Source organism: Tritonibacter mobilis, from assembly GCF_001681715.1.
In the GTDB taxonomy this organism is placed as follows: Bacteria; Pseudomonadota; Alphaproteobacteria; order Rhodobacterales; family Rhodobacteraceae; genus Epibacterium; species Epibacterium mobile.
This window is the reverse complement of the sequence record NZ_LNWY01000016.1, coordinates 1-26,493: the sequence shown is the minus strand read 5'-3', so window position 1 is coordinate 26,493 and position 26,493 is coordinate 1. Positions and strand designations below refer to the sequence as shown.

23 protein-coding genes are annotated in these 26,493 nt (G+C 61.5%); 15 read left to right on the top strand and 8 right to left on the bottom strand.

Annotated elements, in window-relative coordinates; genetic code table 11:
• The first annotated feature begins 24 nt into the window (after positions 1–24).
• The 10 genes from UB90_RS15595 to UB90_RS15545 all read left to right on the top strand — a co-directional run bounded on the left by UB90_RS15595 (position 25) and on the right by UB90_RS15545 (position 10,009).
• Positions 25–1,410, top strand: coding sequence for an MFS transporter (locus tag UB90_RS15595; RefSeq protein WP_065326347.1), 1,386 nt, complete (start codon positions 25–27; stop codon positions 1,408–1,410).
• Positions 1,407–2,330 carry a penicillin-insensitive murein endopeptidase gene (gene mepA, locus UB90_RS15590; RefSeq protein WP_065332039.1) on the top strand — a complete coding sequence of 308 codons (924 nt, stop codon included), beginning with the start codon at positions 1,407–1,409 and terminating at the stop codon, positions 2,328–2,330. The genes UB90_RS15595 and mepA overlap by 4 nt, the downstream gene beginning before the upstream one ends.
• On the top strand, positions 2,303–3,232 hold the full coding sequence (locus UB90_RS15585; protein ID WP_065326349.1) for an esterase-like activity of phytase family protein: 930 nt from the start codon (positions 2,303–2,305) through the stop codon (positions 3,230–3,232). The genes mepA and UB90_RS15585 overlap by 28 nt, the downstream gene beginning before the upstream one ends.
• 132 nt (positions 3,233–3,364) lie before the next feature.
• On the top strand, positions 3,365–3,997 hold the full coding sequence (locus tag UB90_RS15580; RefSeq protein WP_065326350.1) for a queuosine precursor transporter: 633 nt from the start codon (positions 3,365–3,367) through the stop codon (positions 3,995–3,997).
• Between the two features lie 503 nt (positions 3,998–4,500).
• Positions 4,501–4,920: an alternative ribosome rescue aminoacyl-tRNA hydrolase ArfB gene (gene arfB / locus UB90_RS15575; protein ID WP_039983379.1), complete on the top strand. Its 420-nt coding sequence runs from the start codon at positions 4,501–4,503 to the stop codon at positions 4,918–4,920.
• Between the two features lie 141 nt (positions 4,921–5,061).
• Positions 5,062–6,084: a P1 family peptidase gene (locus tag UB90_RS15570; RefSeq protein WP_065326351.1), complete on the top strand. Its 1,023-nt coding sequence runs from the start codon at positions 5,062–5,064 to the stop codon at positions 6,082–6,084.
• A 480-nt stretch (positions 6,085–6,564) separates the two neighbouring features.
• Positions 6,565–7,530, top strand: a complete 966-nt coding sequence (locus UB90_RS15560) for a DMT family transporter (protein WP_204161380.1) — start codon at positions 6,565–6,567, stop codon at positions 7,528–7,530.
• A 15-nt stretch (positions 7,531–7,545) separates the two neighbouring features.
• Positions 7,546–8,166, top strand: a complete 621-nt coding sequence (locus tag UB90_RS15555; protein WP_065326352.1) for an HAD family hydrolase — start codon at positions 7,546–7,548, stop codon at positions 8,164–8,166.
• The gene (locus UB90_RS15550) at positions 8,163–9,080 is read left to right on the top strand and encodes an ornithine cyclodeaminase family protein (RefSeq protein WP_065326353.1); all 918 of its coding nucleotides are present in this window, start codon (positions 8,163–8,165) and stop codon (positions 9,078–9,080) included. The genes UB90_RS15555 and UB90_RS15550 overlap by 4 nt, the downstream gene beginning before the upstream one ends.
• Positions 9,077–10,009 (top strand): alpha/beta fold hydrolase, encoded by a 933-nt coding sequence (locus UB90_RS15545; RefSeq protein WP_065326354.1) that lies wholly within the window; start codon positions 9,077–9,079, stop codon positions 10,007–10,009. Before UB90_RS15550 ends, UB90_RS15545 begins: the two co-directional genes overlap by 4 nt.
• 2 nt (positions 10,010–10,011) lie before the next feature.
• On the opposite strand, the gene UB90_RS15540 is transcribed toward UB90_RS15545, so the two are convergent.
• Positions 10,012–11,250 (bottom strand): MFS transporter, encoded by a 1,239-nt coding sequence (locus tag UB90_RS15540; protein WP_005620102.1) that lies wholly within the window; start codon positions 11,248–11,250, stop codon positions 10,012–10,014.
• 159 nt (positions 11,251–11,409) lie between these two features.
• Here UB90_RS15540 and zapE point away from each other — a divergent pair, with 159 nt between their 5' ends.
• Positions 11,410–12,483 carry a cell division protein ZapE gene (gene zapE, locus UB90_RS15535; protein WP_065332040.1) on the top strand — a complete coding sequence of 358 codons (1,074 nt, stop codon included), beginning with the start codon at positions 11,410–11,412 and terminating at the stop codon, positions 12,481–12,483.
• A gap of 128 nt (positions 12,484–12,611) precedes the next feature.
• Positions 12,612–13,364, top strand: a complete 753-nt coding sequence (locus tag UB90_RS15530; RefSeq protein ID WP_065326355.1) for a DeoR/GlpR family DNA-binding transcription regulator — start codon at positions 12,612–12,614, stop codon at positions 13,362–13,364.
• Positions 13,365–13,370: 6 nt separating this feature from the next.
• Here UB90_RS15530 and UB90_RS15525 read toward each other — a convergent pair whose 3' ends face one another.
• From UB90_RS15525 to UB90_RS15510, 4 genes are all read right to left on the bottom strand, one after another.
• On the bottom strand, positions 13,371–14,642 hold the full coding sequence (locus UB90_RS15525) for a bifunctional folylpolyglutamate synthase/dihydrofolate synthase (RefSeq protein ID WP_065326356.1): 1,272 nt from the start codon (positions 14,640–14,642) through the stop codon (positions 13,371–13,373).
• A gap of 149 nt (positions 14,643–14,791) precedes the next feature.
• Complete coding sequence (accD, locus tag UB90_RS15520) at positions 14,792–15,754, bottom strand: acetyl-CoA carboxylase, carboxyltransferase subunit beta (protein ID WP_009178105.1); 963 nt, start codon at positions 15,752–15,754, stop codon at positions 14,792–14,794.
• Positions 15,755–15,816: 62 nt separating this feature from the next.
• Positions 15,817–16,698 (bottom strand): CPBP family intramembrane glutamic endopeptidase, encoded by an 882-nt coding sequence (locus UB90_RS15515; RefSeq protein WP_065326357.1) that lies wholly within the window; start codon positions 16,696–16,698, stop codon positions 15,817–15,819.
• A 66-nt stretch (positions 16,699–16,764) separates the two neighbouring features.
• Positions 16,765–19,818: an ABC transporter transmembrane domain-containing protein gene (locus UB90_RS15510; RefSeq protein WP_065326358.1), complete on the bottom strand. Its 3,054-nt coding sequence runs from the start codon at positions 19,816–19,818 to the stop codon at positions 16,765–16,767.
• 308 nt (positions 19,819–20,126) lie between these two features.
• Here UB90_RS15510 and UB90_RS15505 point away from each other — a divergent pair, with 308 nt between their 5' ends.
• From UB90_RS15505 to UB90_RS15495, 3 genes are all read left to right on the top strand, one after another.
• Positions 20,127–20,927 (top strand): hypothetical protein, encoded by an 801-nt coding sequence (locus tag UB90_RS15505; RefSeq protein WP_065326359.1) that lies wholly within the window; start codon positions 20,127–20,129, stop codon positions 20,925–20,927.
• A gap of 146 nt (positions 20,928–21,073) precedes the next feature.
• Positions 21,074–21,835 carry a DUF6478 family protein gene (locus tag UB90_RS15500; RefSeq protein ID WP_065321169.1) on the top strand — a complete coding sequence of 254 codons (762 nt, stop codon included), beginning with the start codon at positions 21,074–21,076 and terminating at the stop codon, positions 21,833–21,835.
• A 47-nt stretch (positions 21,836–21,882) separates the two neighbouring features.
• Complete coding sequence (locus UB90_RS15495; RefSeq protein ID WP_065326360.1) at positions 21,883–22,260, top strand: hypothetical protein; 378 nt, start codon at positions 21,883–21,885, stop codon at positions 22,258–22,260.
• A 148-nt stretch (positions 22,261–22,408) separates the two neighbouring features.
• Here UB90_RS15495 and UB90_RS15490 read toward each other — a convergent pair whose 3' ends face one another.
• From UB90_RS15490 to UB90_RS23270, 3 genes are all read right to left on the bottom strand, one after another.
• Positions 22,409–23,470 (bottom strand): bifunctional transcriptional activator/DNA repair enzyme AdaA, encoded by a 1,062-nt coding sequence (locus UB90_RS15490; protein WP_065326369.1) that lies wholly within the window; start codon positions 23,468–23,470, stop codon positions 22,409–22,411.
• 137 nt (positions 23,471–23,607) lie between these two features.
• On the bottom strand, positions 23,608–25,950 hold the full coding sequence (locus UB90_RS23275) for a Hint domain-containing protein (RefSeq protein ID WP_074712517.1): 2,343 nt from the start codon (positions 25,948–25,950) through the stop codon (positions 23,608–23,610).
• The gene (locus UB90_RS23270; RefSeq protein ID WP_065326362.1) at positions 25,841–26,449 is read right to left on the bottom strand and encodes a calcium-binding protein; all 609 of its coding nucleotides are present in this window, start codon (positions 26,447–26,449) and stop codon (positions 25,841–25,843) included. The genes UB90_RS23275 and UB90_RS23270 overlap by 110 nt, the downstream gene beginning before the upstream one ends.
• Positions 26,450–26,493 lie beyond the last annotated feature (44 nt).

Genomic DNA, 26,493 nt, shown 5'->3' with positions numbered 1-26,493 from the left:
GCATTGAGGCATTTGAGGGCAGTTATGGCAGACCTTTCGGCAGCACAGGGCATTTCCCTGCGAAAACGCATCTGGGGCTGGTGGTTTTTCGACTGGGCCAGCCAGCCGTATCACACGCTGCTGGTGACATTCGTCTTTGGCCCGTTCTTTGCGGCAACCGCGACCGAATATTTCCTTGCCTCGGGCCTGAGCGGCGAGGCCGCCCGCGCACAGGCGCAATCGAGCTGGTCGCTCTGCCTTACGATCACCGGGCTGATTATCGGTCTCTCGGCGCCCTTCCTTGGGGCGCTGGCCGATATTGCCGGGCGCAAACTGCCGTGGATCATCGGATTTTCCGTGGCCTATGTGGCGGGCTCGGCGGGGCTGTGGTTCATGGACCCGGCGGGCAGCAACCTGTGGTGGATGCTCATTAGTTTCGGCGTGGGCTTTATCGGCGCGGAGTTTGCGCTGATCTTTGTCAATGCGCAGCTGCCCTCGCTCGGAAGCAAAGAAGAGGTCGGACAGGTGTCAGGCTCGGGGTTCGCCTTTGGCTACCTCGGCGGGGTGATTGCGCTGTTTATCATGCTGTTGTTGTTCGTCGAACAGGACAGCGGCAAGACGCTGATCGGCCTTGACCCCATTCTCGGCCTCGACGCCAGCGCCCGCGAGGGCACCCGCGCGGTGGGGCCCTTTGTGGCGATCTGGTTTGCGCTCTTTATGATCCCCTATTTTGCATGGGTACGCGACCCACGCGGTCCCCGACGCGGCAGCGCAAGCCTTGGTCGGGCGGTGTCGATGGTGGTCGCCTCCGTCAAGGGGCTGAAACATCGCAAGAGCCTCACCAGCTATCTGGTGTCCTCGATGCTGTATCGCGATGCGCTGAATGGGCTTTATGGGTTTGGCGGCGTCTATGCTGGGTTGGTGCTCGATTGGTCGATCACCCAGATCGGCATCTTCGGCATTATCGCCGCGATCTCTGCCGCGCTGTTCAGCTGGGCGGGTGGGCTTGCCGACAAACGCTTTGGCCCCAAACCGGTGATTATCACGGCCATTCTGGTGCTGAGCCTCGTCTGCCTGATCGTCGTCAATATGTCGCGCACGCAGATCTTTGGCGTCGCTTTGGCAGAAGGATCGAGCCTGCCGGATCAGGTCTTTTTTGCGTGCGGCGTGCTGATCGGTGGTTTCGGCGGAATCTTGCAGGCCACCAGCCGCACCCTGATGGTGCGTCACACAACCCCGGAAACCGCCACCGAAGCCTTTGGTCTTTATGGGCTTTCCGGCCGAGCCACAGCGTTTTTAGCGCCTGCGTTGATCGGCCTTATGACAACACTTACGGGCAGTGCGCGCCTTGGCATTACACCGGTGATTGCGCTCTTTGCCCTTGGTCTGTTGTTATTGTCTCGGGTCGATGGTGAAGGAGATCAGGTTTGAGGTTTTTCATACAGATAGCATTGGCGGCTTTTGTGCTGGGTGCATGTGCCCCGGAACAAAAAAGCCAGCCCACATCGGTTTCCACATTCGCCAATAAGGCGGTGAACTCCACCGCGCTTGCCAAGCAATTGTTCGGTGCGAAACGCTCCGCCTCTGCCCAGCGCCCGGCGCCTTATGGATCGTATTCCAAAGGCTGCGTCGCCGGTGCTGCGCAATTGCCCGAGACCGGCCCCACGTGGCAGGCCATGCGCCTCAGCCGCAATCGCAATTGGGGGCATCCTGAGGTCATTGATTTCATTCAGGATCTAAGCCGTTTTGCCGCGCGTCAGCCGGGCTGGAAGGGGCTCTATGTCGGTGACATCAGCCAGCCGCGCGGTGGGCCGATGCTGTCCGGGCACCGCAGCCACCAGATCGGTCTGGATGCCGATATCTGGATGCTGCCGCCGGATCGGCTCGATCTGAGCCGCGAGGCCCGCGAAAACATCTCGTCTATTTCCTTGCGGCGCGCCAGCGGGGCCTATGTGAACTCCAATTGGAGCGCCCAGCACCACGCCATTCTGAAAGCCGCTGCATCGGACCCGCGTGTCGCGCGGATCTTTGTCTTCCCCGGCGCCAAGGTCAAATTGTGCGACACGGAGAAAGGGGACCGCAGCTATCTGCGCAAAATTCGGCCATGGTGGGGGCATCACTATCACTTCCATGTGCGGCTCAATTGCCCCAAAGGCACCCGTGGGTGCGTCGAGCAGGATCCGCCTCCCCGCGGCGATGGCTGTGATGACGCCCGCGAGTGGGTGGCCAACATCCTTAACCCTCCGCCGCCAAAACCGGTTGACCCGAACGCGCCAAAGCCTAGACCGCGCAGGGACTACACCCTATCGGATCTTCCACAACAATGCGCCGCCGTTCTCTCGTCCGACTAGCCTCGCTTTCTGCTGCCCTGATCGTCGCGCTCTGCGCGGCGGCATGGGCGGCATCCACCGTCTGGAAAGTGACCCACGCCGAAAGCAATAGCGCGACCTATGTCTCCAGCTATCGCTGGCAGGAGGACGCCGCATGGTTTGGCGGGCTTTCGGGGATTGATCTGAGTGACGATGGCCAGCGCTTTACCGCGATTACCGACCGCGCGCATATGGTCAAAGGCGAGATCACCCGCATTGACGGAGCGATAACGGGCGTTCGGATGACCGAAGATGTCCGGCTGCGCGATGCGGATGGGGCGCCGATTGCCGATAAGGTCGAGGACAGCGAGGGCCTCGCGCTGACCGGTGGCGACAGGTATTTCGTGTCGTTCGAAAGCCCGCATCGGGTGCTGGAGTATCGCGGCGCGCAGGTGCGCCAGCTTGAAACACCGCGCGATTTCAAACATTTCTATATCAACTCCTCTCTCGAGGCACTGGCCTATCGCGACGATGACGGGCTGATTGTCATCTCTGAAAGTGCGCCCAGAGACCCGGATACCTCGCGCGTCTGGCGCTGGTCCGCCCCCTCCGGCTGGCAGGCCCTTGGCGCCTATCCCGAAGGCGATGGGTTTTTGCCGGTTGGCGCTGATTTCGGCCCGGATGGCGCGCTATATGTGCTGGAGCGCAAATTCATCACCATCGGGTTCCGCAGCCGCCTGCGCCGTTTCGATCTGTCGGATCAGGGTCTGAGCGGTGGAGAGGTGTTGCTGAATACGCCCCTCGCCATGCACGACAATCTCGAAGGCGTCAGTGTCTGGCGCACCGCATCCGGCACGCTGCGGGCGACCATGATTTCGGATGACAATTTCTTTTGGGTGCAGCGCACGGAACTGGTCGAATACGACCTGCCGGACCGCCCCTGATGCGGATCGCCCCATAAAAACAGGGGGAATCGCTTGCATTCGCCTTAGGATCTGCATAAACGAAGCGATCTTTCGCGCTCCGGACCGGGGCGCACAAGTCTCCGCGACCTTGTCTAAAAAACGGTAATATACATGACCCGCACCTATCTTCCTGGCGTTATCGCCATGGCTGCCGTCGTGGTGGCCTCCAACATCCTCGTGCAATTCCTGTTCGGCAACTGGCTGACCTGGGGCGCGTTTACCTATCCCATCGCCTTCCTCGTCACCGACGTGACCAACCGCGTCTATGGCGCAGGCCCCGCGCGCAAGGTCGTGCTGGCCGGTTTTGTTGTCGGCGTGATCTGTTCGCTCATTGGCACGCAGATCATGGGCGAGTTTGGCCCGCTGGTGACCCTGCGGATCGCCATTGCCTCCGGTCTGGCGTTCCTGCTGGCGCAGCTTTCGGACGTGGCGATCTTTGCCAGCCTGCGCGGTGGCAAATGGTGGCGTGCGCCGCTGGCCTCCACGCTGATCGGTTCGTCGCTCGACACCGCGATCTTCTTCACCATCGCCTTTTCCGGCGCGCTGACCTTCATCGAGCCAGCAAATGACGTCTCTTGGGCCGGTGAGATGCTGCCGCTTTTGGGCGCAGGCCCGGTTGCACCACTTTGGGTATCTCTGGCCGTGGCCGACTGGTTGGTAAAGCTGTCGCTGGCGCTGATCGCGCTGATCCCCTTCCGCCTGATTGTTGCGCGTTTGACGCAATCTCACCTCACCGAGGCGTGATTTCGCGCGGATTTCATTTGGTGATCTGCCTTTTCCGTGCCAACCTGACGGCAACAGAAACAGTGAGAAAAGGAGGTGATCCAGTGTCAAGAAAGGGATTGGAGCAAGGAGCAGCAACCACCGGAGCGGTCCGCCACTGAGGCAGCCCTCTCTGGCAGCAGCCAACCGGCTGGGTCTGCACAGGCTGATACAGCGCTGACAGCACCCTAACCTGCCTTTGCTCTCATAGACTTTCGGAAGGGCCGCGCCATCTGGAGCGGCCCTTTTCCGTGTCTGGTCCGTGCGTGGTCAGTGTATTGTGAGTGCCCCCGCGCTCTGGAGCGATGCGGTGCTGACAGAGTGGGGTCACAGTCCCGCGTCAGATGCACTTTCCCTGATAGCGCTAATCCGGGGGGGGTGCAAAACCGGTTCCCACTTTTGCACGACATGCTCTTCTGGATGACGCATGTCTGATTGCGCAAAACCGGTTCCCACTTTTGCGCGACATGCTCTATGGTCCGCCCATGCTACGCATAAACGACGATATTACCCTGCAAGATTGGGAACTGACCGAAAGCTTCATGCGCGCTTCTGGCCCCGGTGGGCAGAACGTCAACAAGGTTTCATCGGCTGTCGAGCTGCGCTTTGAGGCAGAACGCTCGCCGCATCTGCCCGGCCCGGTCAAAACCCGCCTGCGCCGCATTGCCGGGCGGCGCTGGACCAACGACGGCGCGCTGATCCTGCAATGTGACGAGACCCGCTCACAGGCGCGCAACCGCGAGATCATCCGCGAACGCCTCGCCGAGCTGATCCGCCGCGCCTTGATAAAGCCCAAGCGCCGCATCGCCACCAAACCCACCCGAGGCAGTGTTGAACGCCGCCTCAAGGCCAAGAAAACCCGCGCCGAGGTGAAATCCATGCGTGGGCGGGTGGACGGCGACTGAATTTTGCAATTGCGTCTGGGCGTTTAGCGGGCCAACCTGCGGACAGTTGCCCCAAACGCCAAACGGCGCGCCAGCGCTGAACCTGCGCGCCCGGAACGGGCGCTCCGCTTGATAACCGTTCATCACGACAGGACGCCCCTCATGAAACCCGGTCCCCGTAATCTGATCACCGATGTCGCTGGCCTGAAGGTCGGCAATGCCCAGGATGCACGGCTGAGGTCCGGCACCACGGTGCTGACGGCGGATCAGCCCTTTACAGCGGCGGTGCATGTGATGGGGGGGGCGCCCGGCACGCGTGAAACCGATTTGCTCGCGCCCGACAAAACCGTGCAGGCGGTGGATGCGCTGGTTTTATCCGGCGGCTCTGCCTTTGGGCTGGATGCCTGCTCGGGCGTGGTAGACGGGCTGCGTGCCATGGGGCGCGGTTTCCGCCTGGGTCCAGCGATTGTGCCAATCTCGCCCGGGGCCATCATTTTTGACCTGCTGAATGGTGGCGATAAGGGCTGGACGCAAAACCCCTATCCGGCGTTGGGACGCGCGGCATTGGACAATGCGGGCGTGGAGTTTGCCCTCGGCAGCATTGGCGCAGGCACCGGTGCGCTGACGGGCATGCAGAAAGGCGGGCTTGGGTCTGCCTCGCTGGTGCTGGAGAGCGGCCACACGGTCGGCGCGCTGGTGGTGGTCAATCCGATCGGGTCGGTGACCACACCGGGCGAGCGCCATTTCTGGGCAGCGCCTTTTGAGATCGACGGTGAGTTTGGCGGGCTTGGCCCCGATCCCCGCGCGGGCCTCGGGCGCAGCCTGCGCAGTCGCAAAATGGAGGCGATGGCCGCACTTGCAGGCGAGGCGGTCTCGTCTGAGGGGTCCAACACCACCATTGCAATTGTCGCCACCGATGCGGTGCTGACAAAGGCTGAGGCTAAGCGTTTGGCGACCACAGCCCACGACGGGATGGCGCGCGCCATTCTGCCCTCGCACGGGCCACATGACGGGGATCTGGTCTTTGCCGCGGCCACCGGGGCGCAGCCGTTCAATGATCCCGCGGCGGATATGCTGGCGCTGTGTCATGCAGGCTCGCTGTGTCTTGCACGGGCGATTGCGCGCGCGGTTTACAAGGCGACCCCGGCAGAGGGCGACATTCTGCCGTGCTGGTCTGAGGTCTGACTAAAGACGGCACGACACATATCCGGCCTGCCCCATGGCATCCGGTGCGCTTGTGCTGATTTGCTCGCTCTGGGCATATGATCTTTCGAAGTCTGCCCGGATCGTCAGGCGAAAGGGTCTGGATAAAGATGGCGGCGCCGCCACAAAGGCGGAGGTGGCCGGGGATATCCCCCCGCGTGCTCAACGTTATCTCTGCACTGCTCCCCCTGAAAGGGAAGCCGGTTCCTGATGCCGAAGGTTTTAAGTCCGGCGGATGATCGCGATCCAGGCCAGAATAGCCTTGCGGGTTTAGGATTTCATAAGCCAAGCGTGCGCTTGGGGCGCAACGGGGATGCGAGGCTCTGCCTCGCGCTCCGGGATATTTGGCGTTAGAAGAGGGGGCCTGAAATCAGGATTGGTACATCGGGTAAAAATTGTACCCCAGTGTCATTCTGATTGCCCCAAATGCAGTCCTGCGCGAGAACATTCCGGGGAGTGCACATGATGCGTATATCACTGATAAATTCCAATGTTTTAGGTATCCTTGCCGCTGTCGGTGCGGCGGTGTCCTTTTCCATCATTGATGTCACGTTCAAGTTCCTCTCCCAAGGCTATCCGCTCTATCAGATGGTGTTCATCCGCTCTGTGGTGGCGTTGTCGCTGCTCTTTGTGATCATTATCCCCCTAGAGGGGGGCTATAAGATCCTGCGCACACAGAACATCCGCCTGCATCTGATGCGCAGCCTTGCGGTGCTTTTTGCCAATATCAGCTTTTTCTCGGGCCTTGCGGTTTTGCCACTGGCGGAGGCGATAGCGATCTCTTTTGCGACACCGCTGATCGTGACGTTGCTTTCGGTGCTGTTTTTGAAGGAGCGCGTCGGACCGTGGCGCTGGGGGGCGGTCATGGTGGGGTTCAGCGGCATTTTGGTGATTGTGAAGCCGGGGTTGGATGCCTTTCAGCCCTATGCTTTGCTGCCGTTTTTTGGCTCTTGCGGCTATGCGACGCTGCACATCCTGACGCGGCGGGCGGGCGGGTCGGACAAGGCCGCGACGCTGTCGTTTTATCCAACATTTGCGTTTTTGGTGATCAGCGCGCTGGCGGGAGTGGTGTTTGGCCATGGTGGCTGGGCCACGGGCACGCCGGTGCTGGATGTGGTACTAAAACCCTGGGCCTGGCCCGAAGGCATCGAGTGGGCGATTTTTGCCGTTGCCGGCGTGTCCGGTGCCATCGGGGGCTATCTGGTCGGTCAGGCCTACCGCATGTGCGAGGCCGGGCTGGTGGCGCCGTTTGAATATGTCGCCATGCCGCTGGCTGTGGTTTGGGGGGTACTGGTTTTTGCGGAATGGCCAGAACCTTCGGTTTGGCTTGGCTCGGCCTTGATTATCGGCGCGGGGCTTGTTTCTCTTTGGCGTGAGACCCGCACGCCCGGCCCACCGCCGCGCCCGCGTCCCCGTTCCTCCGGCTAGAAAGGCCCTGAACTTATGCCCGTTACCGCCGTCGTCTTTGATATTGGTCGTGTTCTGATTGAATGGGAGCCTGAGCGCTTCTTTGACACGTTGATTGGAGAGCCGCGTCGCCATGCGCTCTTTAAGGAGGTGGATCTGCACGGGGCGAACCTTGATGTGGATCGTGGCCATCCGTTTCGCGAGACGATCTATGGGCTGGCGGAAAAACACCCGGAGTGGGCGGAGGAAATCCGCCATTGGCATGACAGCTGGATCAAAATGGCCAGCCCCGAGATCCCCCATTCGGTGCGGCTGCTGCGCGCGCTAAAGGCCAAGGGGGTGCCGGTCTATGCGCTGACGAATTTCGGGGCAGAGACCTTTGTGATTGCGCAGACCCATTATCCGTTCCTGCGCGAGTTCGATCAGGCCTTTGTGTCGGCGCATCTGCGCTGCATCAAACCGGATGCGGAGATTTATGCGCATCTGGAACAGGGCACCGGACGCCGCCCCGAGGAGCTGTTGTTTACAGATGATCGCCCCGAAAACATCACCGCAGCGGCGGTGCGGGGCTGGAAAACCCATCTGTTTGACCACCCGGAAACATGGGCCGCGCGGCTGGTGGAGGAAGGGCTGCTGAGCGAAGAGGACGCCCGATGAGCCTGCCTCAGATCGGTTTTGACGAAGGCGAGGCGCTGCTCGATTGGGTAGCGCTCACGGATGCGCTGGCCGAGGGGCACAGCCGCCCCAAGGCCGAGGTGGGCGATACCTTCCTCTATCGCGGCAAGGATACGCTGCTGTCGCGTTCGGCCTGGATTGATGGGCTGGGGATCGCGGTGAAAACGGCGATGATCTTTCCGGACAATCCCGCCCGAGAGGTGCCGATGATCAACGGCGCAGTGAGCCTCTTTGACGATGCAACCGGTCAGCCTGAGGCGCTGGTGGATTTCCATCTGGTGACCAAGTGGAAGACCGCAGGCGACAGCCTCTTGGGGGCGCGCCGTCTGGCCAACCCAAACGCCAAGGAAATCCTGATCGTGGGGGCAGGCACCGTGGCGGCCAGCCTGATCGAGGCGTTCTCCGCGGTGTGGCCAGACGCTCAGATCCGGATCTGGAACCGCACCACCGCCAAGGCCGAGGCGCTGGCGCAGGAGTATGCAGGGGTTGCTGTTGCCACCGATTTGGCGCAGGCGGTCGGGGCTGCGGACATCATCCTGACCTGCACCATGTCGACCGAACCGGTAATCCGGGGGGAATGGCTGCGCCCGGGGCAGCACCTTAATATGATTGGCGCGTATCGTCCGGACATGCGCGAGGCCGATGACGCCGCACTCCACCGCGCGCAGATCTATTGCGACAGTTTCGACACCACGCTGGACCATATCGGCGAGTTTAAAATCCCGCTGGCCTCGGGGGCATTGCGCCGCGAGGAGGTCTTGGCGGATTTTTACAATATCGATAGATTTACGGGCTACAACCCTGAGGCGATAACCTTGTTTAAAAACGGTGGGGGCGCTCATCTGGACCTGATGACCAGCCGTCATATTCTGGATCTTTGGACCCGTAATACATGATTTGGTTCCTCTGCGCTGCCCTGCTTGTGATCGCCCTGCTGTTTCTGCCTGCATTGCAAGAAGCGTTGCGGCGGCCGCTGAATGAGGCGATGCGATCGGATGCGCCGGGCGATTTTGCCGAACTGTCGCAAGGGCAGACGCATTACCGCTGGATTGGGCCGTTGCGCGGACCGGTGGTGGTCTGCGTGCATGGGATCACCACCCCATCAGAGAGTTTCCTGCCGCTGGCCAAGCAATTGGCGGAGATGGGGTATCGGGTGCTGCTCTATGATCTCTATGGGCGGGGGTATTCCGATTACGTGCCCGGCGTTCAGGACCGGGAGTTTTTCCTGCAGCAGTTGAATGATCTGCTCGCCTTTGAAGGGATCGTGGAGGATTTTGTCCTCGTGGGGCATTCTGCGGGGGGCGCGATTGCGACCGCCTATGCCGCCGCCAATGTCTGGCGGATCCGCAGCTTGATCCTGATTACCCCTGTGGGCCTGCACGAGCCGCGTGGGCCAATGGCGCAGTTCAGAAAGCGTCCGCATGGGGTCAAGAATCTGATGCTGCGTTGGTCTTATCCAATCGTTGCCCGCCGCTATGTGAACCGGGTGCTGGCCGATCCGCGCACACCGGAAGAGGTGCAAAAGGCCCAACGCGCGCAGAGCCGCAGGCAGGGGCATGCACCCTCAAATCTGGCAGCGATGCAGGGTATCCTACGCGAGGATTTTGCGCCCGAGCAGAAGACATTCAACCAACAAGGCCTGCCGGTTCTGGCGATCTGGGGACGGGACGACATGATCGTCCCCTGCGACACCATCGGACGGCTGGCAGAGATCAACCGTTCTGCCAAACAGGATGTGATTGAGGGCGCAGGCCATGAGGTGGTCTATACCCACCCCAAGGAAGTTGCGCGCATTATCTACGAAAATCAGCGGCTTGGTCTTTAGGGTCAGGCCGCTGCCGCCTGCAGGGGGCGCTCGCGCACCGGCAGATGGACAATGGCGCTGAAGGCACCGACGCCGACGCCGATCCACCAGACCATCGTGTAGTCGCCATAGATGTCATACATCCGCCCGCCAAGCCACACGCCCAGAAACCCGCCGATCTGGTGGCTGAGAAACACGATACCATAAAGCGTCCCCATGTAACGCAAGCCGTAGATATGGGCGACCAGCCCCGAGGTGAGCGGCACGGTGGCCAGCCACAGCGAGCCCATCGCCACCGAGAACAGGATCACCGAAAGCGGCGTGATCGGCAGCAAGATAAAAGCTCCCGCCACGATGGTACGCGCAGTGTAGATGCCTGCGAGCAGGTATTTCTTGGAATAATGCTTGCCCGCCCAGCCCGCGAGCAATGTGCCCGCCACATTCGCCAGACCAATGAGCGAGATCGACACCGCCCCAAGCGCCGAGGTGGTGGTGATCCCGATACCATGCAGAACGCCCCCCGGCATGATCGGCCCGCACATCTCTGTGACAAAGGCCGGAAAATGCGCGGTGACAAAGGCCAGCTGATAGCCGCAGGAGAAAAACCCGAGGAAAATCAGCGTGTAAGACGGATCGCGAAAGGCTTTCTTGAGGATTGAGCCAAGGCTTTCCTCCAGCTCTGCCTTGCCCGCAGAGACCGGCGCGCGCATCAGGGGCAGCGACAGGATCAGCGCCAGAACGACGCCAGCAAAGACCAAAAACACCGTCTGCCACGACATCAGCCCCAGCATATATTCCGCCGTGGGCGCGCCAAAGATCTGCCCTGCCGACCCGGCTGCGGTGACAATCGCCAGCGACATGGAGCGGTTCTCGTCCGAGCTGGCACGCCCCACCACGGCCAGCACCACGCCAAAGCCCGTGCCCGCAACCCCAAAGCCCACCAGCCATTCATAGGCCTGCATTTCCGTTGGGGTCGTCGCGCCCGCGCTTAGCACAAGGCCCGCCGCATAGATCACCGCGCCGATAATGATCGCCTTACGGTCGCCAATCTTCTCGGCGATGGCACCAAAGATCGGCTGACCAATGCCCCACGCGAGGTTCTGGATGGCGATGGCGAGGGAAAATTCGCTCCGGAGCCAGCCAAAATCCTCGGCAATCGGGATCTGGAACACCCCAAACGAGGCGCGCACCGCAAAGCTCACCATGATAATCAGACAGCCCACCATCAGGACGGGGGTAAACAGAGGGGTGGGACGATCCATGGAGGTGCTCCGCTAAGGTGAAAGGCCAGTTTGACCATCGCAACCGATGCGTCAATTCAGGAGTTTTGAATGCACACATAAGCAAAATTGAACCATCAGGTTCAGAGGCAGGGCATGCCACGCTTTCCTTTGCAAAATCATCCGGCTATGGCTGGGGGCATGACACATATAACTGACCTCTATCAGGCCCGTGTAGACAGCGGGCACATCCAGCCGGACCCCGCGCAGCAGGCGGTGTTGCCGGAGTTTGACCGGATTGCCGATGGCTTGCGCGCGGAGCCGGTGAAACGTGGCCTGTTTCGCAAGGCAGTGCGACCGGAGGTCAAGGGGCTTTATCTGTGGGGCGGTGTCGGGCGCGGCAAGTCGATGCTGATGGATCTCTTTGTCGAGAGCCTTGATGACATCCCCAGCCGTCGGGTGCATTTTCACGCCTTCATGCAGGAAATCCACGCCAAGATGCACCGCGCCCGCGAGGCGGGCACCGAGGATGCACTGGCGCCGGTGGTGGCGGATGTGGTGGCCTCGGTGCGGCTCTTGGCGTTTGACGAGATGCAGATCACCGATATCACCGATGCAATGATCGTGGGCCGTCTGTTTGAGGCGCTGTTTGAGGCGGGTGTGGTGGTGGTCACCACATCGAACCGGGTGCCGGATGACCTTTATAAAAACGGGCTGAACCGGCAGCTGTTTTTGCCGTTTATCGACCTCATCAAAGACAAGATGCAGGTGCATGAGATGGTGAGCCCAAAGGACTACCGGCAGGACCGCCTGACCGGCTCTCGGGTCTATTTCACGCCCCTCAACGCTGAGGTGCGCGCCGAGATGGAAGAGATCTGGCGCGATCTCACGGGCGGTGCGGCAGAACCGCTGGTGCTGACGGTGAAAGGGCGCGAAGTCACCCTGCCCGCCTATCGCAACGGGGTGGCACGGGCGACGTTTTACGACCTCTGCGGCACCATGCTGGGGCCGGGCGATTATCTCGCGGTGGCCGATGCGGTCAAAGTGCTGGTGCTGGAAAACATCCCGGCGCTGGGGCGCAACAACTTCAACGAGGCCAAGCGCTTTGTGACATTGATCGACGCGCTTTATGAGGCGCGGGTGCGATTGATCTGCTCGGCGGCGGCAGAGCCGGAGTTCCTCTATATGGAGGGCGACGGGGCCTTTGAATTTGAGCGCACCGCCTCGCGCCTGCGGGAGATGCAGGACAAGGACTGGGGCCGCATTGAGGGGTAAGGCGTGCTCATATGAGTGCGCATCAAGACCTCAAATGAGCCTAATACCCCCTCAGGATCAGAGTTTTCTTGCATAGTATCCCGCCTCCCCTACAAAGGTGATGTTCGTATGAACAGGGGAGCGCGCTGATGAATGCCACCGACCTGAGCGACCGACAGCGCGATATTCTGCGTCTGCTGGAGCAAAGCGGCTTTGCCACCATCGAGGATCTGGCGGAGCGGTTCGAGGTCACCACCCAGACCATTCGCCGCGATGTCAACGACCTGCGCGACCGGGCGCTGTTGATGCGGGTGCATCGTGGGGTGCGTCCCAATGATGGCGCGCGGCCCTATGCGTCGCGGGCGGTGGAACAGCAAAACGAGAAAGCCGCATTGGCGCGCGAGGTGCTGCGGCTCATTCCGGCGGGGGCGTCGGTTTCCATTGGCCTTGGCAGCACCCCGGCAGAGGTTGCGCGGCTGTTGGCAGGGGCCGGGGCGCGGGACGTGATCACCAACAACCTCGTGGCGGCGAGCCATCTATGGGCCTGTGAAGAGATCAACCTGTCGATCTGTGGCGGCTCTGTGCGCGACCGCAGCGTATCGGGCAGCGCCGCGGCGGAGTTCTTTGCCGCCTACCGCGTGGATTTTGCGGTCTTTGGCGTCGCGGGCGTTGATGAGGACGGGGCACTCTTGGATTTTCGCACAGAAGAGGCCCGCGCGCGGGCCGCGATGCAAACCCATGCGCGGCACTCGGTGTTGGTGCTCGATCAGGTCAAATTCCTGCGCCGCGCGCCGGCACGGGGCGGCTGGCTGAGTGATCCCGACTATGTGGTGAGCAACGCGCCGCCGCCCGAAGGGCTGACGGCTGCATTGCGCGAGGGGGCCTTGGTGCTTGCGCCCTAGCCGTTCTTAGCCGTTTTCGCGCAGGATCGCGCCCGCCAGATAGAGCGATCCACAGATCAGCACCCGGCTGTTTGGATCGCGCGCAAGGATCGCCTTGAGCGCCTCTGTGACGTTCTCTGCCGTATAGGCCTGAAGGTCTACCGATTTTGCGGCGGCCTCTGTTTCCTCGGCTGAGAGGGTTGCCGCCTCGCCGGGGATCGACACCGCCGTGAGGCTGGTTGCCTCTGCCGCCAGCGGGCGCAGGTAGCCTGTGACATCCTTGGTGTTGAGCATGCCGCAGATCAGATGCGTCGGGCGTTTGGGCAGGTTGGCCAGCACATCGGCGAGCGCAATACCTGCGGCGGCGTTGTGACCGCCATCGAGCCACAGTTCTGCCGCGCCTGCGATTTCCACCAGCGGGCCGGTTTTGAGGCGTTGCATGCGGGCGGGCCACTGTGCCCCCACAACAGCCGCCTCGCAGGCGGCCTCATCCGCGCCGAGGTGACGCAGTACCGCAAGGGCGGCGCCTGCGTTCTGGATCTGATGCGCGCCCATCAGGTTGGGCAGCGGCAGGTCCAGCAGGCCGCGTTCGTCCTGATAGACCAGACGGCCGCGTTCCTCGTGGACGTGCCAGTGCTGACCATAGGCGATCACCGGCGCGCCAAGGCGCATCGCGGTGTCCTCGATCACCTCCATCGCCTCGTCAGGTTGCGGGCCGACCACCACGGGCACGCCGCGTTTAATGATGCCGGCCTTCTCGCCTGCGATCTTGGCCAGCGTGTTGCCGAGGAATTGTTCATGGTCGATGGAAATCGGCGTAATCACCGAGACCTCGGGGGTGATGACATTGGTGGCGTCCAGACGCCCGCCAAGGCCAACCTCCAGCAGAGTGTAATCCGCAGAGGTGCGCGAAAACGCCAGCAGCCCCGCCACGGTGGTGATCTCGAAATAGGTGATGCTCTCACCGCCATTGGCGCTGTAGCACTCGTCCAGCACCTGCGTCAGGTGATCCTCAGTGATCAGATCGCCCGCCAGAAGGATACGTTCGTGAAAACGGGCCAGATGCGGCGAGGTATAGGCGTGCACCGATTTGCCCCAGCCCTCAAGCCCGGCGCGGATCATCGCCTGGGTGGAGCCTTTGCCATTGGTGCCCGCGATATGGATCACCGGGGGCAGTTTGTCCTGCGGGTTGTCCAGCGCCGCCAAGAGACGCCAGACCCGATCCAGCGTCAGGTCGATGATCTTGGGATGCAGCGCCATCATACGGGCGAGAATGGCGTCGGAGGTCTGTTCGGTCATCGGACGTGATCCAGTCTGATCACGGAGCCAGGCGGTGCCACATGCGATGAGGGCAGCGCCCGTCCCGTCGGGGTGGAAGCGAAGCGCCCGCCTCGATTGGGGCGGGCGCTGCCCGACCTTCGGTCAGGCAAAACTCATAATGAAGGGACTCAGGCTTTTTTGTCTTCGCCCGATGCGCCATCCTCGGGCGCTTTTTCGTCTTTTTCGGCCCCTTCGACCTGCGGCTCAGGCTCTGGTGCGGGCAGATCGCCATGCACCTGCGGCGGCAGTTTCATCATCATGCGGATGATGGTGATCAGCTCATCGCGCATCTCAGTGCGCGGGGTCACCCGGTCCAGCATGCCATGGTCCAGCAGGTATTCGGCGCGCTGGAAACCCTCGGGCAGTTTTTCGCGGATGGTCTGCTCGATCACGCGGGGACCGGCAAAACAAATGAGCGCGTTGGGTTCGGAGATATGCACATCGCCCAGCATCGCATAGGATGCGGTCACACCGCCGGTGGTCGGATGGGTCAGCACAACGATATAGGGCAGGCCCGCTTCTTTGAGCATCTCGACCGCGACGGTGGTGCGCGGCATCTGCATCAGGGACAGGATGCCCTCTTGCATGCGTGCGCCACCTGCGGCGGAGAACAGCACCAGCGGGCGGCCCAGTTTCACGGCCTCTTCGGCGGCGGCGATGATGGCGTTGCCGACATACATGCCCATGGAGCCTGCCATAAAGGAGAAATCCTGCGCCGCAGCCACAATCGGCGTGCGCCCGATTTCACCGGTAGCGACCAGCATCGCCTCTTTTTCGCCGGTGTTTTTCTGCGCCGCCTTGAGGCGATCAGGATAGCGTTTCTGGTCGCGGAATTTCAGCGGGTCAACCACCGGTTCGGGTACTTTGACCTCGGCAAATACACCCCCGTCAAACATCGCCTTGAAGCGGTCGCGCGGCGTGATGTGCATGTGGTGGCCGCAGTTGGTGCAGACGTTCTGATTGTCGCTCAACTCGCGGTGAAACAGCATGGTGCCGCATTCGTCACATTTCTTCCACAGATTCTCGGGCACTTCGCGGCGCGAAAAGATCGAGTTGATCGTGGGGCGGACGTAGTTGGTGATCCAGTTCATCAAATGGCCTCTGCCTGATTGGCGTTGCGTCCCCAGATAAGGGCAGTTTCCATTAATTGCAATCAGGCCCTGATCGCGACCCGTGCCGCAAGCCATGAGACCAGCATCACCATCACATCCACCCAGAGCCACGGGCGCAGGGCCGCGACATCATCCATGGCAAAAGGATGCAGATAAAGCGCGAGGCCATTGAGGCTCGAGGGGGAGGACACGATCAGAAGCGCCCAGACGTTATTGACGAAATGTACCGCAATTGCGGGGCCAAGGCTGCCGGAACGTGCGGTCAGATCCGCCATCAACATCCCGTAAAGCGTCGCGCCCGCGACAATGAGCCATGCGTTATCCCCGGCCTCCTGCGGCATGTAATGGCCCATGCCGAACAGGAGCGAGGGCAAAACCAGCCACACGAGGGGACTTTTGAATCGGGCGGCGAGACCTTGCTGAAGGTAGCCGCGAAACAGGATTTCCTCGGCGCTGACCTGAATCAGCACCAACACCAGCGACAGGGGCAAGAGTGCGACCCACTGCCCAAATGCGAGATTTGCAACCAGCGGCGCGCCCATATCATAAGGCGGCAGCACCAGCAGCACGACCAGCACGAGGAGCAAGATCCGCCCCACCTGCAGCCCTTGTGGCAGCAAAAGCGCCCGTGGCCCAACAAGCGTGTCAAGACTGCGGCCATGCAGCATCTGCAGCACCAGCCCGACGGCGATGGTGGCAAAGATGAAATTGCCCAGCAAGATCGCCATGCCCGCAGGATCGCTGCCGGAATAAAGATCAGCCCCGCCGGTCAATGCCAACACACCGGGCAGCAGGAACATATCCGAGATCAGCCCGAGCGCGAACCATGTCACCACCACCAGCACCACACCCAGCGCCAGCCGCCAAAGCTCCGCTTTGGGGCGGGCCTGATGCAGGAGGATCTCATGCGGCTGGTAGCTCATGTGGGGCGTTCCTTGTTCGCTTCGGTGGCGTTTTATGCGCCGCAGCGCGCTCTGGCCAGTGCGGGATCACGCCTCGGGGTTGGGTTTGCCTGCTCTGGCTTCTTGCAGGGCAACCGCCGCACTGGAGAGATGCCCGGAGACGGTTTGCAGCAGTTGCAGCGCCACGGTGACGTCGCTTTCGATCACAGTGCGGTATTCCTCAGCCCCGATGCGCAGGAACACGCAGTCCTCGACCGCCACCAGATCCAGTTGGCGCGGCTCGCGGGTGATGACCGCAAGATCGCCAATCAGCCGTCCGGGGTCGATCATGTCCAGATGGCTGCCGTCCTCGGGGAACTGCAGCGCCGCCTGGCCGGATAGGCACAGATAGACCGCATCGCCCTCTTCGCCCGCGCGAAACACGGCAGCCCCGGTGGGCACCCGCACCCATGAGGCCGAAAACGCCAAAAGGCGACGGTGCCGGGCATCAAGGCGGGCAAACAGATCCACCGCGCCGATCTGGGACAGCTTGCGGTCAAAATCATCCTCGCTCTGCTCTTCTTGATCCAGAAGTGCGGTCGCGACACCGCTCTGACCGTCGATGCGCCCGTCCTTGAGGCTCAGGTGGAGGTCATAGCGGGAGGGGTGTTCAAAGTGATCCTCCAGATGGATCATCGTGGTCTTGGGCAGGAGCGCCTGCAGCCGGTTGCGGGTTTTGAGGCGGTTGTCGGAATCATGGCTAGCCAGCACATGATCGAGGATCAGAATATCGGGCCGTTTGATCGCCGCGCGGGTAAAGGCCGCGCGTTCACGAAACACCGGCTCCAGCAGCGCCCCGCCAAGGCCAGTGGGCAGATCGTAGATCATCAGTGCCAGCCGGGCCTTCAGGTCGTGATCGGCCATCACATCGGCCACCACATCCTCGACCGCTTGTGCCTTGCCGCCCGCATGCAGCGAGATCCGGCCAAAGAGCGCGTTTTCCAGCACCGTGAGCTTGCGCGCATATTCTCCGGCCCGAAGCCTGCGATACACCCCGCCACAATCCGACAGCAACAGATCACCGCGCCGGTTGCGAATGCCGATCATGCGCAGCTTGTAGTCGCGCGGCAGCCCCGCGCCGATCTGTTCTTCGGTCAGCAGGAACGGCAGGGTACACAGAAGCGCGCGGTCTTTTTGATCCACGCCGCGCCCCTCGCGGTAGCGATCGGCGGCTTTGACAATCTCGGCGTAGAGATCCTCGTCGAGATTGAGGCGGCGAAACAGCGGGTGCGAGGTCTGGCCACGCCCAAAGGTGCGCTGCAACGTGTCGAGCAGCGCAAGGCTGATGTCACGGGTCTGCGACTCCAGCCCTTCGGCACGCAAGACCCGCTGGAAGGGGCCATCGGGATCGGTAAAGAGCGTCGTAGGCACCGGTTCGACCGGAAAGGCGAACATCATGTTTTCCGCCAGCGGCAGCGCCGGATTGTAGCTATCGGGCAGGAAACGATAGACCACATCGCGCAGGCCCTGTTCCTCTAGCCGGGCCTCAATGCGGGGTCTGAGCGCAGTAATCTGCGCCTCTAGCGCGCGGTGGTGATCCTGCAGGCGGGCATGCAACGTGCGGTGAAAAAGCTGCCCGTCGATGCCCATGGCCTCGACGAGCTGGAACCACCAGTCGCGCAGATCATGTTCCGAGCGCAGGCCCGCGAGGTCGGGATTGACCCAATCCGCGTCCACTGGATCGGCACTGTTGCCCGCCCGCAGCGCCTCGGCCCGTTGCAACAATTGCCGTTCCGCCGCAGTGGCGCGGGGCTGATTGCGCAGCGGCATCAGCACGTTGTCCCCAAGGGTGCCGTCAAAGAGATAGGGCGCGTTGAACGCATAGCCGATGCGGCTGGCAATCACGCCCTGATGCAGTTTGGACAGCGAATAACCCGCGACAATCACCTCGCCACGGGTGGGCAGCACCTCGCGGGTCAAAAGCTGCGCCAGCGCCTCGCGTTCGGCGGCAGAGCTGCTTTGGATCGCGACCTGCGCGCCTGCGGGAATGGTGAGCGTCAGCCCATCGAGCACCGGCTTGCCCTCAGCGTCGCGCACGGTGACATCGCGCAGTTCGATATCGCCGCGCAGATGTGGCACCTGATGCGGCACGCCTTCAAACAGGGTCTCGTCGATCATGCCGGGAGGTGCGAATTTCTCCACCATGATCTGCCAGCGCAGCGACATATCCTGCACCTGATTGTAATAGGTCAGCAGTTCTTTCCACGGGGCGGAGAGGTCTTTGTAGGCCGCGAGGGCCGCCACCAAGGCCCCTACGGTGATCTCACCTCGGATCGCCAGCACACCGCCCACGGAATAAAAGAAAAATGGAGTCAGATGGCCGATCAGGTTGTTGAGGAACTTCATGAAGAATTTTTTCATGTAGATCCGGCGACGAATTTCAAAGAGCCGCCCGAGACGGTCAGAGACCTGCGCAAGACGATAGCGCCAGCCCCCGTTGCTGCGCAGATCCTGCAGGCCCGCTGCGGTCTCGCCGATCTCTGCCGAAAGCGCGCGCACCTCGGCAATGCGGTCCTTGTTCAACAGGTTGATCTGCCGTTGCAGCATCGGGATGAGCCATGCCTGTAGCGGAATGAGCGCCACCGACGCGAGCCCGAACCAGACGCTCTGGATGAACAGGAAGGACACGATCGTCAGCATCTGCCCTGCCTGAAACACCGGCTGCGCCACCGCATCGCCCATCAGACCGCCCATCGGCTCTGACTCGGAGGTGATGAGCGAGACCATCTCGCCCTGACTGGTGGTGCGAAAATGGCTCGACGGAAAGCGCATCATCCGCGCGATCATCTGAAAGCGCAGGCGGCGCAGGAGACGTTCGGACAGGATACCTTTGAGCGTGTTGAGCCGCATTTTCATCATGCCGGACGCCAGCACCGCGCCGAGGAAGGCAAAGCACAGCACGAGGAGGTAATGCTCTGACGTGAGCCGCCAGCCCCAGAGGTCGATCCATTCGCTGGGCGAGCCGATGGCGTCGTTGACGATCCGTTTGGGCAGCTCCAGCGTGGCATAGAGGAACGGAAACGTCAGCAAGGTCAGCACCAGCAAGCCAAGCTGCTGCCGTTTTGAATGGCGCCAGATAAAGGAAAACAGGCTCGGCTCCACCGCCTTGTCCTTACTCGGGGTGCGGGCGCTGCATATCGGCGAACGGACCACACGGGGTTAAACTCAGGAGCAGACTGCCCATGCTGGCAGGCAGGCCACTTTTATAACGTCACACCCTGCCCAATCTGCCGCTGCACCCCGCGAAGGGGCGTCAGGTAAGCGTGAATTCGCCACAGTTCAAGGCAGGCGCATTCACTCTTTGTTAGGCCTTGTTCCGACAGATGGCTGCGTCTACACCTTTTGGATAGGAAAATTCGGCGCTCAATGAGGTGCCGAGAACACAGGCAACCTGTGGGCGAGAGCAGAGATTGACCCGAACACCGACCGATATCACACCTTCTCTTGGACGTTTGCGTCGCAGGGTGACGCGCGGGCCATCATTGCGCCAATTGGGTCTGATGATGCTCGCACCGCTGTTGTTGGCGGGATGCATGGAAGGCAACCGGCTCGCATTTGCACCGCCGGGTGAGGATCTGTCGCGCCCCAGTAGCAGCCGGGGCCGGGCGCTGACGGCTGTGTTTGGCGATGGTCAGTTGATTTTGGCCGCCCCCAGCGGATTTTGCTTTGACGCGCAGATGGAACAGCACACCGGCAGCGGGGGCTTTGCGCTTTTGGCGCGGTGTGAACGGATGAGCAGCTTTGGCCGGTTCCGCTCTGGCGATGGTGCGATGCTGACGGCCACGGTTGGCGCGGTCACAGCCGATACCCCTGCCCCATCGGCGGATGCGCTGCGCACGGCCTTTACCGCCGCGCGCAATCCCGCACGCGTGCTGGAAATTCGCGGCGACGACGACATGCCGCTGATCAAACTATATATGGATGGTCACTCTGCCGAGGGCGCCAGTGGCACCCATTGGCGCGGTGCCTTCCTTGTGCATGGTCATATGGTGTCGGTTGCGCTTTATGCCCCTGAGGGCAGTGGCTATCTTGGCGAACGTGGTGCGCGGCTGATCCGTGAGTTCATGCGCGCCACCCGCAACGCCACATTGCTGGCCGAAACCACCACCCCTCCGGCGGCTCCCGGCGCGGCCGCACCGCAGGAAACCGCCCGCCCGCGCACCCGTGGCGGCACTGCCTTGGCGCGTGCAACACCTGCCCGACAACAATAAGACCTATGGGCCAGAGAGGTTCGAGGCGGCGTGGCATTTGCGCCGAGAAACACCTTTGTCCCCGCCGTCTAATTCGTTAATATGAGGGACAAATCCGGGCAGAACGCCCCGGCAGAACAGGCGAAACCGCGCGACCCGAGGGCAGGATGGGCAAACTTCTGGAACGAGTGCTGAACACGGGAGCGATGCGGCGCTGGCGCGCTGCGGCCCGTGCTGCTGCGACAACACCGCTGGCCCGTCTGCGTCAGCAGCGCAATGACGCCCGCAAGCTGCGTATGCACCTCGACCAGCTGATCCATACGGCGGACAGTCGTCTGGCCTTGCCGATGATCGGATCCTCCTATTTTCCGCGCCCCCATGGCACCGACTGGTCATGGCGCCCGGAGCTATGGCGTGGCCCGCTGCCGGTTGCGGGTGTATCCTCGGTGCCGAGCAAAACCCGCCTTGGCAGTGAAATCCAGATGTTTCACGACTGTGCCATCTCTGAGCTGACCCTGCGCCAACTGCGCAACGCGCGCGAAGAGGATCTTGCGCCCTATGGCCTGCGGATGGATGTGTTCAAATTCGACGGTTCTTTTCTGTCATTGGTGATCGACCTGCCCACAGAGGCCGCCATTGGGTTGACCCGACAACATCTGGTGCGGCTCGACTGCATCGTTGAGAGCGAAAAGCCGATCGAGATCTTTGCCCGCCTCAACATCAAACATGGCCCCAACACCGAGCAATTGGTCCGTGAGCTGCCGCCGGGCGAGACGCGGTTTTCGGTGGAATATGATCTGGCCTATTCGCGGCTGAATGAAAAACGTATCGAAAAAGCATGGATCGATCTGATCTTTGAAGCGCCCGATATGAACCAAGTGGTGCTGCGTGATCTGACCTTTGCGCGATTCCGCCGCGCCAACCTCTGACGACACCTGTGACGACATCGCCCGCGATCACCTATGGGAGACCCTGCATGAGCGCCCTGACCCTCCAGAAAATCCGTTTTCGCTCCGGCACATGGGAAGGCCGGATTGAAAACGCACCGACCTCGGGCGCGCGCCCTCAGATCATCGTGCGCTATCTGGACCGCAAAGTAACCGGGGTCACGCTCAAGGAAGCAGAGGCGCCGGGCTGTTGGGCGCTGACAATACCTGTCCCCATCGAAGCGGTGAGCGAAGGGGTGCAGAGCTTTGTGATCATTGACGCAGACGCCAATGTGAAACTGGGTGATTTTACCCTGATCGCAGGTGAGCCGCTGGCAGATGATCTGCGGGCGGAAGTGGAACTGCTGCGGGCCGAGCTTGATATGCTCAAACGCGCCTTTCGCCGCCACTGTCTGGAGACCACCTGAGCGCATCCCGCAAAAGGCTTGCGTCTTTTTATGAGGGTTTGCGGGCCCTGACGGGCCCGCCGAGGGGCGCGCGCCGGGCCAAAGGCCCGGCGCGCGCGGGTCCGGCCGATCAGGCCGGAAACACCTCTGATGTCGGGAAAATGCGCCGTCAGGCCGAAGCCACGCTTAGTTCGCGCTCGATCTCAATCAGCCGCTGTTTGCGCCACAACCCGCCACCATATCCCGTCAACGTCCCATCGGCACCAAGCACCCGGTGACAGGGGATCATCACAGCGATCTGATTTGATCCATTGGCGCGCGCCACCGCACGGCTGGAGCCGGGACGGCCCAGACTGCGGGCCAATTCGCCGTAGCTGCGGGTCTCACCTGCCGGGATTTCGCGCAGCGCGTGCCAGACTTCGCTCTCAAATGCGGTGCCGTGATAGGCCAGTGGCGTCTCAAACCGCGCGGCCTTTCCCGCGAAATAGGCCTGAAGCTCCTCTGCGGCCTGATCGATCACCGCTGGCCTGCCAAAACCGATGCCGCCGGGCTGGCGTTTTTGCAGTTTTGCCACCTCGCGCGGCAGGGCCTTTCGGTCGGCAAACTCCAGAAGATGCAGTTTATGCTGGCACGCCACCGCCACCATGGCACCGAGCGGCGTATCGATCCAATCCGCCAAAAGCTGCGCATCTTTGCGAAATGCGCCGGGGGCGATCCCCACCAGCCGAGCGAAAGCCGCACGAAATGCGCTGGGGCTGTCAAACCCTGCCTCCAGTTGCGCCGAGATGACGGCCTCGCCAGCACGGAGCGTGGTAAAGCCCTCGCGCAGGCGGCGTTGCCGCGCCATTTCAAGGAAGGTCATGCCAAACTGACGTTTGAACGCGCGGCGTATGGTTGAAGGGTCCGCTCCCATGCGCGCGACGTCCTCTTCCCGCCAGCGGTAGGTGGGACGTGCCTCCAGGGCCTCCAACAGGCGGCGCACCATCGGGTCGTTGCCCGCTGCCGCACTCAGAGGGTGGCAGCGTTTGCAGGCGCGAAAGCCTGCCTCGATGCAGGCCCCGGGTGTGGGAAAGAACTGGCAGTTCTCAAACTTCGGCTTGCGCGCGGGGCAGGTCAGGCGACAAAAAATCCCTGTTGACGACACCCCCACATAGGCACGCCCATCATAGGAGGCATCACGCGCGACAAGCGCGGCGTAGAGGGTCTGGGAATCAGGCAGGTCAAACATCATCATGGCGCTACTTTAACGCCGCCCCGAGAGCCTGCCGCCGAAATTCGGGCGTTTATATAAAATTCCCGCACCCTCGCAAAAGATGCACTGTCCGCGCCTGCTCCAGCAAGGCCGGACCATGCACCTCACTCCTGATATCAACCGGCCCGCGTCACCTGCGTCTCCTCATAATCCCAGATTTGCGACTGAGCGGATTCAGCACCGTGGAACTGTTTGTTCTGAGCGATGCGCTGCGCCAGACGACGACCCCGCGCCGCACTTGCGATCATGCGCGCTGGCGAGAACCCGGCCGAGGGGTCGATGGCCGTCTCGGTGCGCAGTTCCGGGAACAACGCCAGGATTTCCAGCCGCCCGTCTGGCCCGACGGCCTTTAGCGCCTCGCTGCCCGTATAAAGCGTTTCTGTCCTGGCCCCGTTGGAGAACACCACCTGATGGCGGTCCATCAGGAAATGCCAGTAATCCACGCCGGGGGCGTCGTCGATCACGTCGATGCCTTCGAGTTCCGTCAGGTGTTTGACCGCCACCAGAATTTCCGAGGTGCCAAACATCCGTTCAACCGCCGGGGTTGCAATCAGCACGCGATGTTGTGGCGACAGGATCAGATCGCGCGTTGGCAGATCCGAGCCAAGAGCACCGCGACGGATACGGATGGGGCGCAGATTAGGGCTTTCTGCCAGCTGCGCCGCTGAGAGGCGACGGTTGCCAATCCATCTGAGCGGCTGAAACCCTGCATCAGAGGTGAGCACCAGATCACCAGTTTTTAGCTCCTCAATAGGGCGCTCGCCAGTGATCGTCATGATCATCGTACCCTTGGTAAAGCAGATAACGCCGGTGGTTTCCGCGTTGAGCTTATCTGCCGAAACCGCAGTTCCGCCATTTCGAATGGTCAGCGTATCGCCACCCATATGGGAGGAATTCAGCACACCATCGTCGGCCTGATCCGCGCGCATCCATTGCAAGGGGTTTCGGATCACTGTCGGGTCGATCAACCCATCGGCAACGGCCTGATCATAGGTGGTCTGATTGTAAATATGCGTCAGATCGACAAAATCATTGTTGGTGTTGTCACCATCATTGATCGAGCCACTGTTGCCAGTGCCAAAGTCATAAATCGTGTCATTGCCGGTACCTGCGGAGAACTGGTCGTCCCCGCTGCCGCCGATCATCAGGTCATTCCCGGCCCCACCAAACAGCGCATCATTGCCGTCGCCCCCGGAGAGGGTGTCATTGCCATCCCCACCAAAGAGCGCATCGTCATCGCCCTGCCCAAGCAAGCTGTCGTGGCCGGAATCCCCGTAAAGAGTGTCTTCTCCAACGCCCCCATCCAGCCTGTCGTCATCATCGCCGCCGCTGAGGCTGTCATTTCCGCTCTGCCCATAGAGCGTGTCATTACCGGCATCTCCCGACAGCGTGTCATTGCCGATCCCGCCAGACATATAATCCGCGTCATCGCCACCGCTGAGCACATCGTCACCGCTGCCCCCATCAAGGGTATCCTGCCCGGCACCGCCACTGAGTGTGTCATCTCCATCCTGACCAAGAATGGAATCCTTGCCAGATCCGCCATCAACCGTGTCACTGCCAGCGCCAGCCCAAACGGTATCATCGCCATCCCCGGCGCGGATGGAATCGTCATCGTTTCCAGCCGCATTATCGCTTGCGTCGACCATGTCGCCGTCCGGATCGCCGGTGTAGACGGCGTTGATCATATCGTTGCCGCCGGTGCCTTCGACGATATCGTTGTCCGAATAGACTGTCTCGATTTGCGAGAAGTTGATGGTAACCGTCTCGCCTGCGTCATTTTCATAGGTCGCGGTTCCGCTCTCGGAGGTGACGCCATTCCAGGTGGAGTCGGTCTCGTCATAGGTGATCGTGACACCCGACAGCCCGCGCAGGTCCAGAACGTCTCCGATCCGGCCATTCGGGTTATTGGTGGCGTCATTGACGTCTTCTTCTACATACTCGCCGCCAATGACAGTGATCGTTCCATTGGAGGAGAGCGAGCTGTCGATGGTGATGACATCATCGCCATGACCCGCATCAATGTAATCACCAGCGCCGGCTTCGATATTGTCATCGCCTTCCAGACCAATAATCCGATCTGCGCCTTCGCCACCAACAATCACGTCACTGCCAGCACCACCGTAAAGTGAATCGCCACCGTCACCGCCATGGATCGTGTCGTCACCATCGTCGCCATAGAGGTGATCCACACCGCCGCCGCCATCGATAAAATCATTCCCGGCGCCGCCTGACATGGCTTGACCATTGTCATTACCTTCTAGGGTGTCGTTGCCGTCACCCCCATAGACAGAGCCGTTCCCCGACCCCGTACGGATGAGATCGTCTCCGGCATCGCCATAGAGGAAATCATTGTTTCCTCCGCCATCGAGCGTGTCGTTGCCATCGCCACCATGAATGGTGTCGTATCCGCTGCCCCCCCATAAGGGAGTCGTTACCCGCGCCACCGCTGATGACATCGTTGCCAGAACCACCGTCGACGACGTCGTCGCCTTCGCCGGCATCGACAGTATCCACCCCGCTGCCTGACATGATGGTGTCGTGGCCGTCCCCTGCGACGATGGAATCGTCATCATCGCCCTCGGCATTGTCATCCGCATCGACCATGTCACCACCAGGGTCGCCCGTGTAGTTCACATCGATCAGATCATCGCCGCTGGTGCCCTCAACGATGTAGTCAGGGCCCGGAATGCCCATCGACATCAGCGCGGCCTGATTGTTCACCGAACTCGGGCTCACCCCTGCGAGCGTGAGGCTCTCGCCATTGGGGAATTGCAGGATCGCATCACCGGTGCCATCGCCATTGGTGTCGGCGACCGTCACATCAAACACATTGACAGGATTGCCATCAGCATCGGTGAGATCAGAGACATCAAGCTGGTCGACCGTCGTGCCGTCGCCGCTATCGGTCATGTCAAAGCCCTGCACCGCATCCGCGCCGGAACCATCTGCGAGCACAAGGGTGTCCGACCCCCGGCCCAGTCTAGGTCATGTTGACAAAT

Coding starts and splice junctions, on each gene's coding strand:
- UB90_RS15555 (WP_065326352.1), top strand. CDS start 7,546: ATGCCCGTTACCGCCGTCGTCTTTGATATTGGTCGTGTTCTGATTGAA.
- UB90_RS23275 (WP_074712517.1), bottom strand. CDS start 25,950: ATGTCATCAGCGGTGGCGCGGGTAACGACTCCCTTATGGGGGGGCAGC.
- accD (WP_009178105.1), bottom strand. CDS start 15,754: ATGAACTGGATCACCAACTACGTCCGCCCCACGATCAACTCGATCTTT.
- zapE (WP_065332040.1), top strand. CDS start 11,410: ATGACACATATAACTGACCTCTATCAGGCCCGTGTAGACAGCGGGCAC.
- UB90_RS15525 (WP_065326356.1), bottom strand. CDS start 14,642: ATGACCGAACAGACCTCCGACGCCATTCTCGCCCGTATGATGGCGCTG.
- UB90_RS15540 (WP_005620102.1), bottom strand. CDS start 11,250: ATGGATCGTCCCACCCCTCTGTTTACCCCCGTCCTGATGGTGGGCTGT.
- UB90_RS15570 (WP_065326351.1), top strand. CDS start 5,062: ATGAAACCCGGTCCCCGTAATCTGATCACCGATGTCGCTGGCCTGAAG.
- arfB (WP_039983379.1), top strand. CDS start 4,501: ATGCTACGCATAAACGACGATATTACCCTGCAAGATTGGGAACTGACC.
- UB90_RS15580 (WP_065326350.1), top strand. CDS start 3,365: ATGACCCGCACCTATCTTCCTGGCGTTATCGCCATGGCTGCCGTCGTG.
- UB90_RS15515 (WP_065326357.1), bottom strand. CDS start 16,698: ATGAGCTACCAGCCGCATGAGATCCTCCTGCATCAGGCCCGCCCCAAA.
- UB90_RS15495 (WP_065326360.1), top strand. CDS start 21,883: ATGAGCGCCCTGACCCTCCAGAAAATCCGTTTTCGCTCCGGCACATGG.
- UB90_RS15490 (WP_065326369.1), bottom strand. CDS start 23,470: ATGATGTTTGACCTGCCTGATTCCCAGACCCTCTACGCCGCGCTTGTC.
- UB90_RS15530 (WP_065326355.1), top strand. CDS start 12,612: ATGAATGCCACCGACCTGAGCGACCGACAGCGCGATATTCTGCGTCTG.
- UB90_RS15545 (WP_065326354.1), top strand. CDS start 9,077: ATGATTTGGTTCCTCTGCGCTGCCCTGCTTGTGATCGCCCTGCTGTTT.
- UB90_RS15560 (WP_204161380.1), top strand. CDS start 6,565: ATGATGCGTATATCACTGATAAATTCCAATGTTTTAGGTATCCTTGCC.
- UB90_RS15595 (WP_065326347.1), top strand. CDS start 25: ATGGCAGACCTTTCGGCAGCACAGGGCATTTCCCTGCGAAAACGCATC.
- UB90_RS15585 (WP_065326349.1), top strand. CDS start 2,303: ATGCGCCGCCGTTCTCTCGTCCGACTAGCCTCGCTTTCTGCTGCCCTG.
- UB90_RS15500 (WP_065321169.1), top strand. CDS start 21,074: ATGGGCAAACTTCTGGAACGAGTGCTGAACACGGGAGCGATGCGGCGC.
- UB90_RS15550 (WP_065326353.1), top strand. CDS start 8,163: ATGAGCCTGCCTCAGATCGGTTTTGACGAAGGCGAGGCGCTGCTCGAT.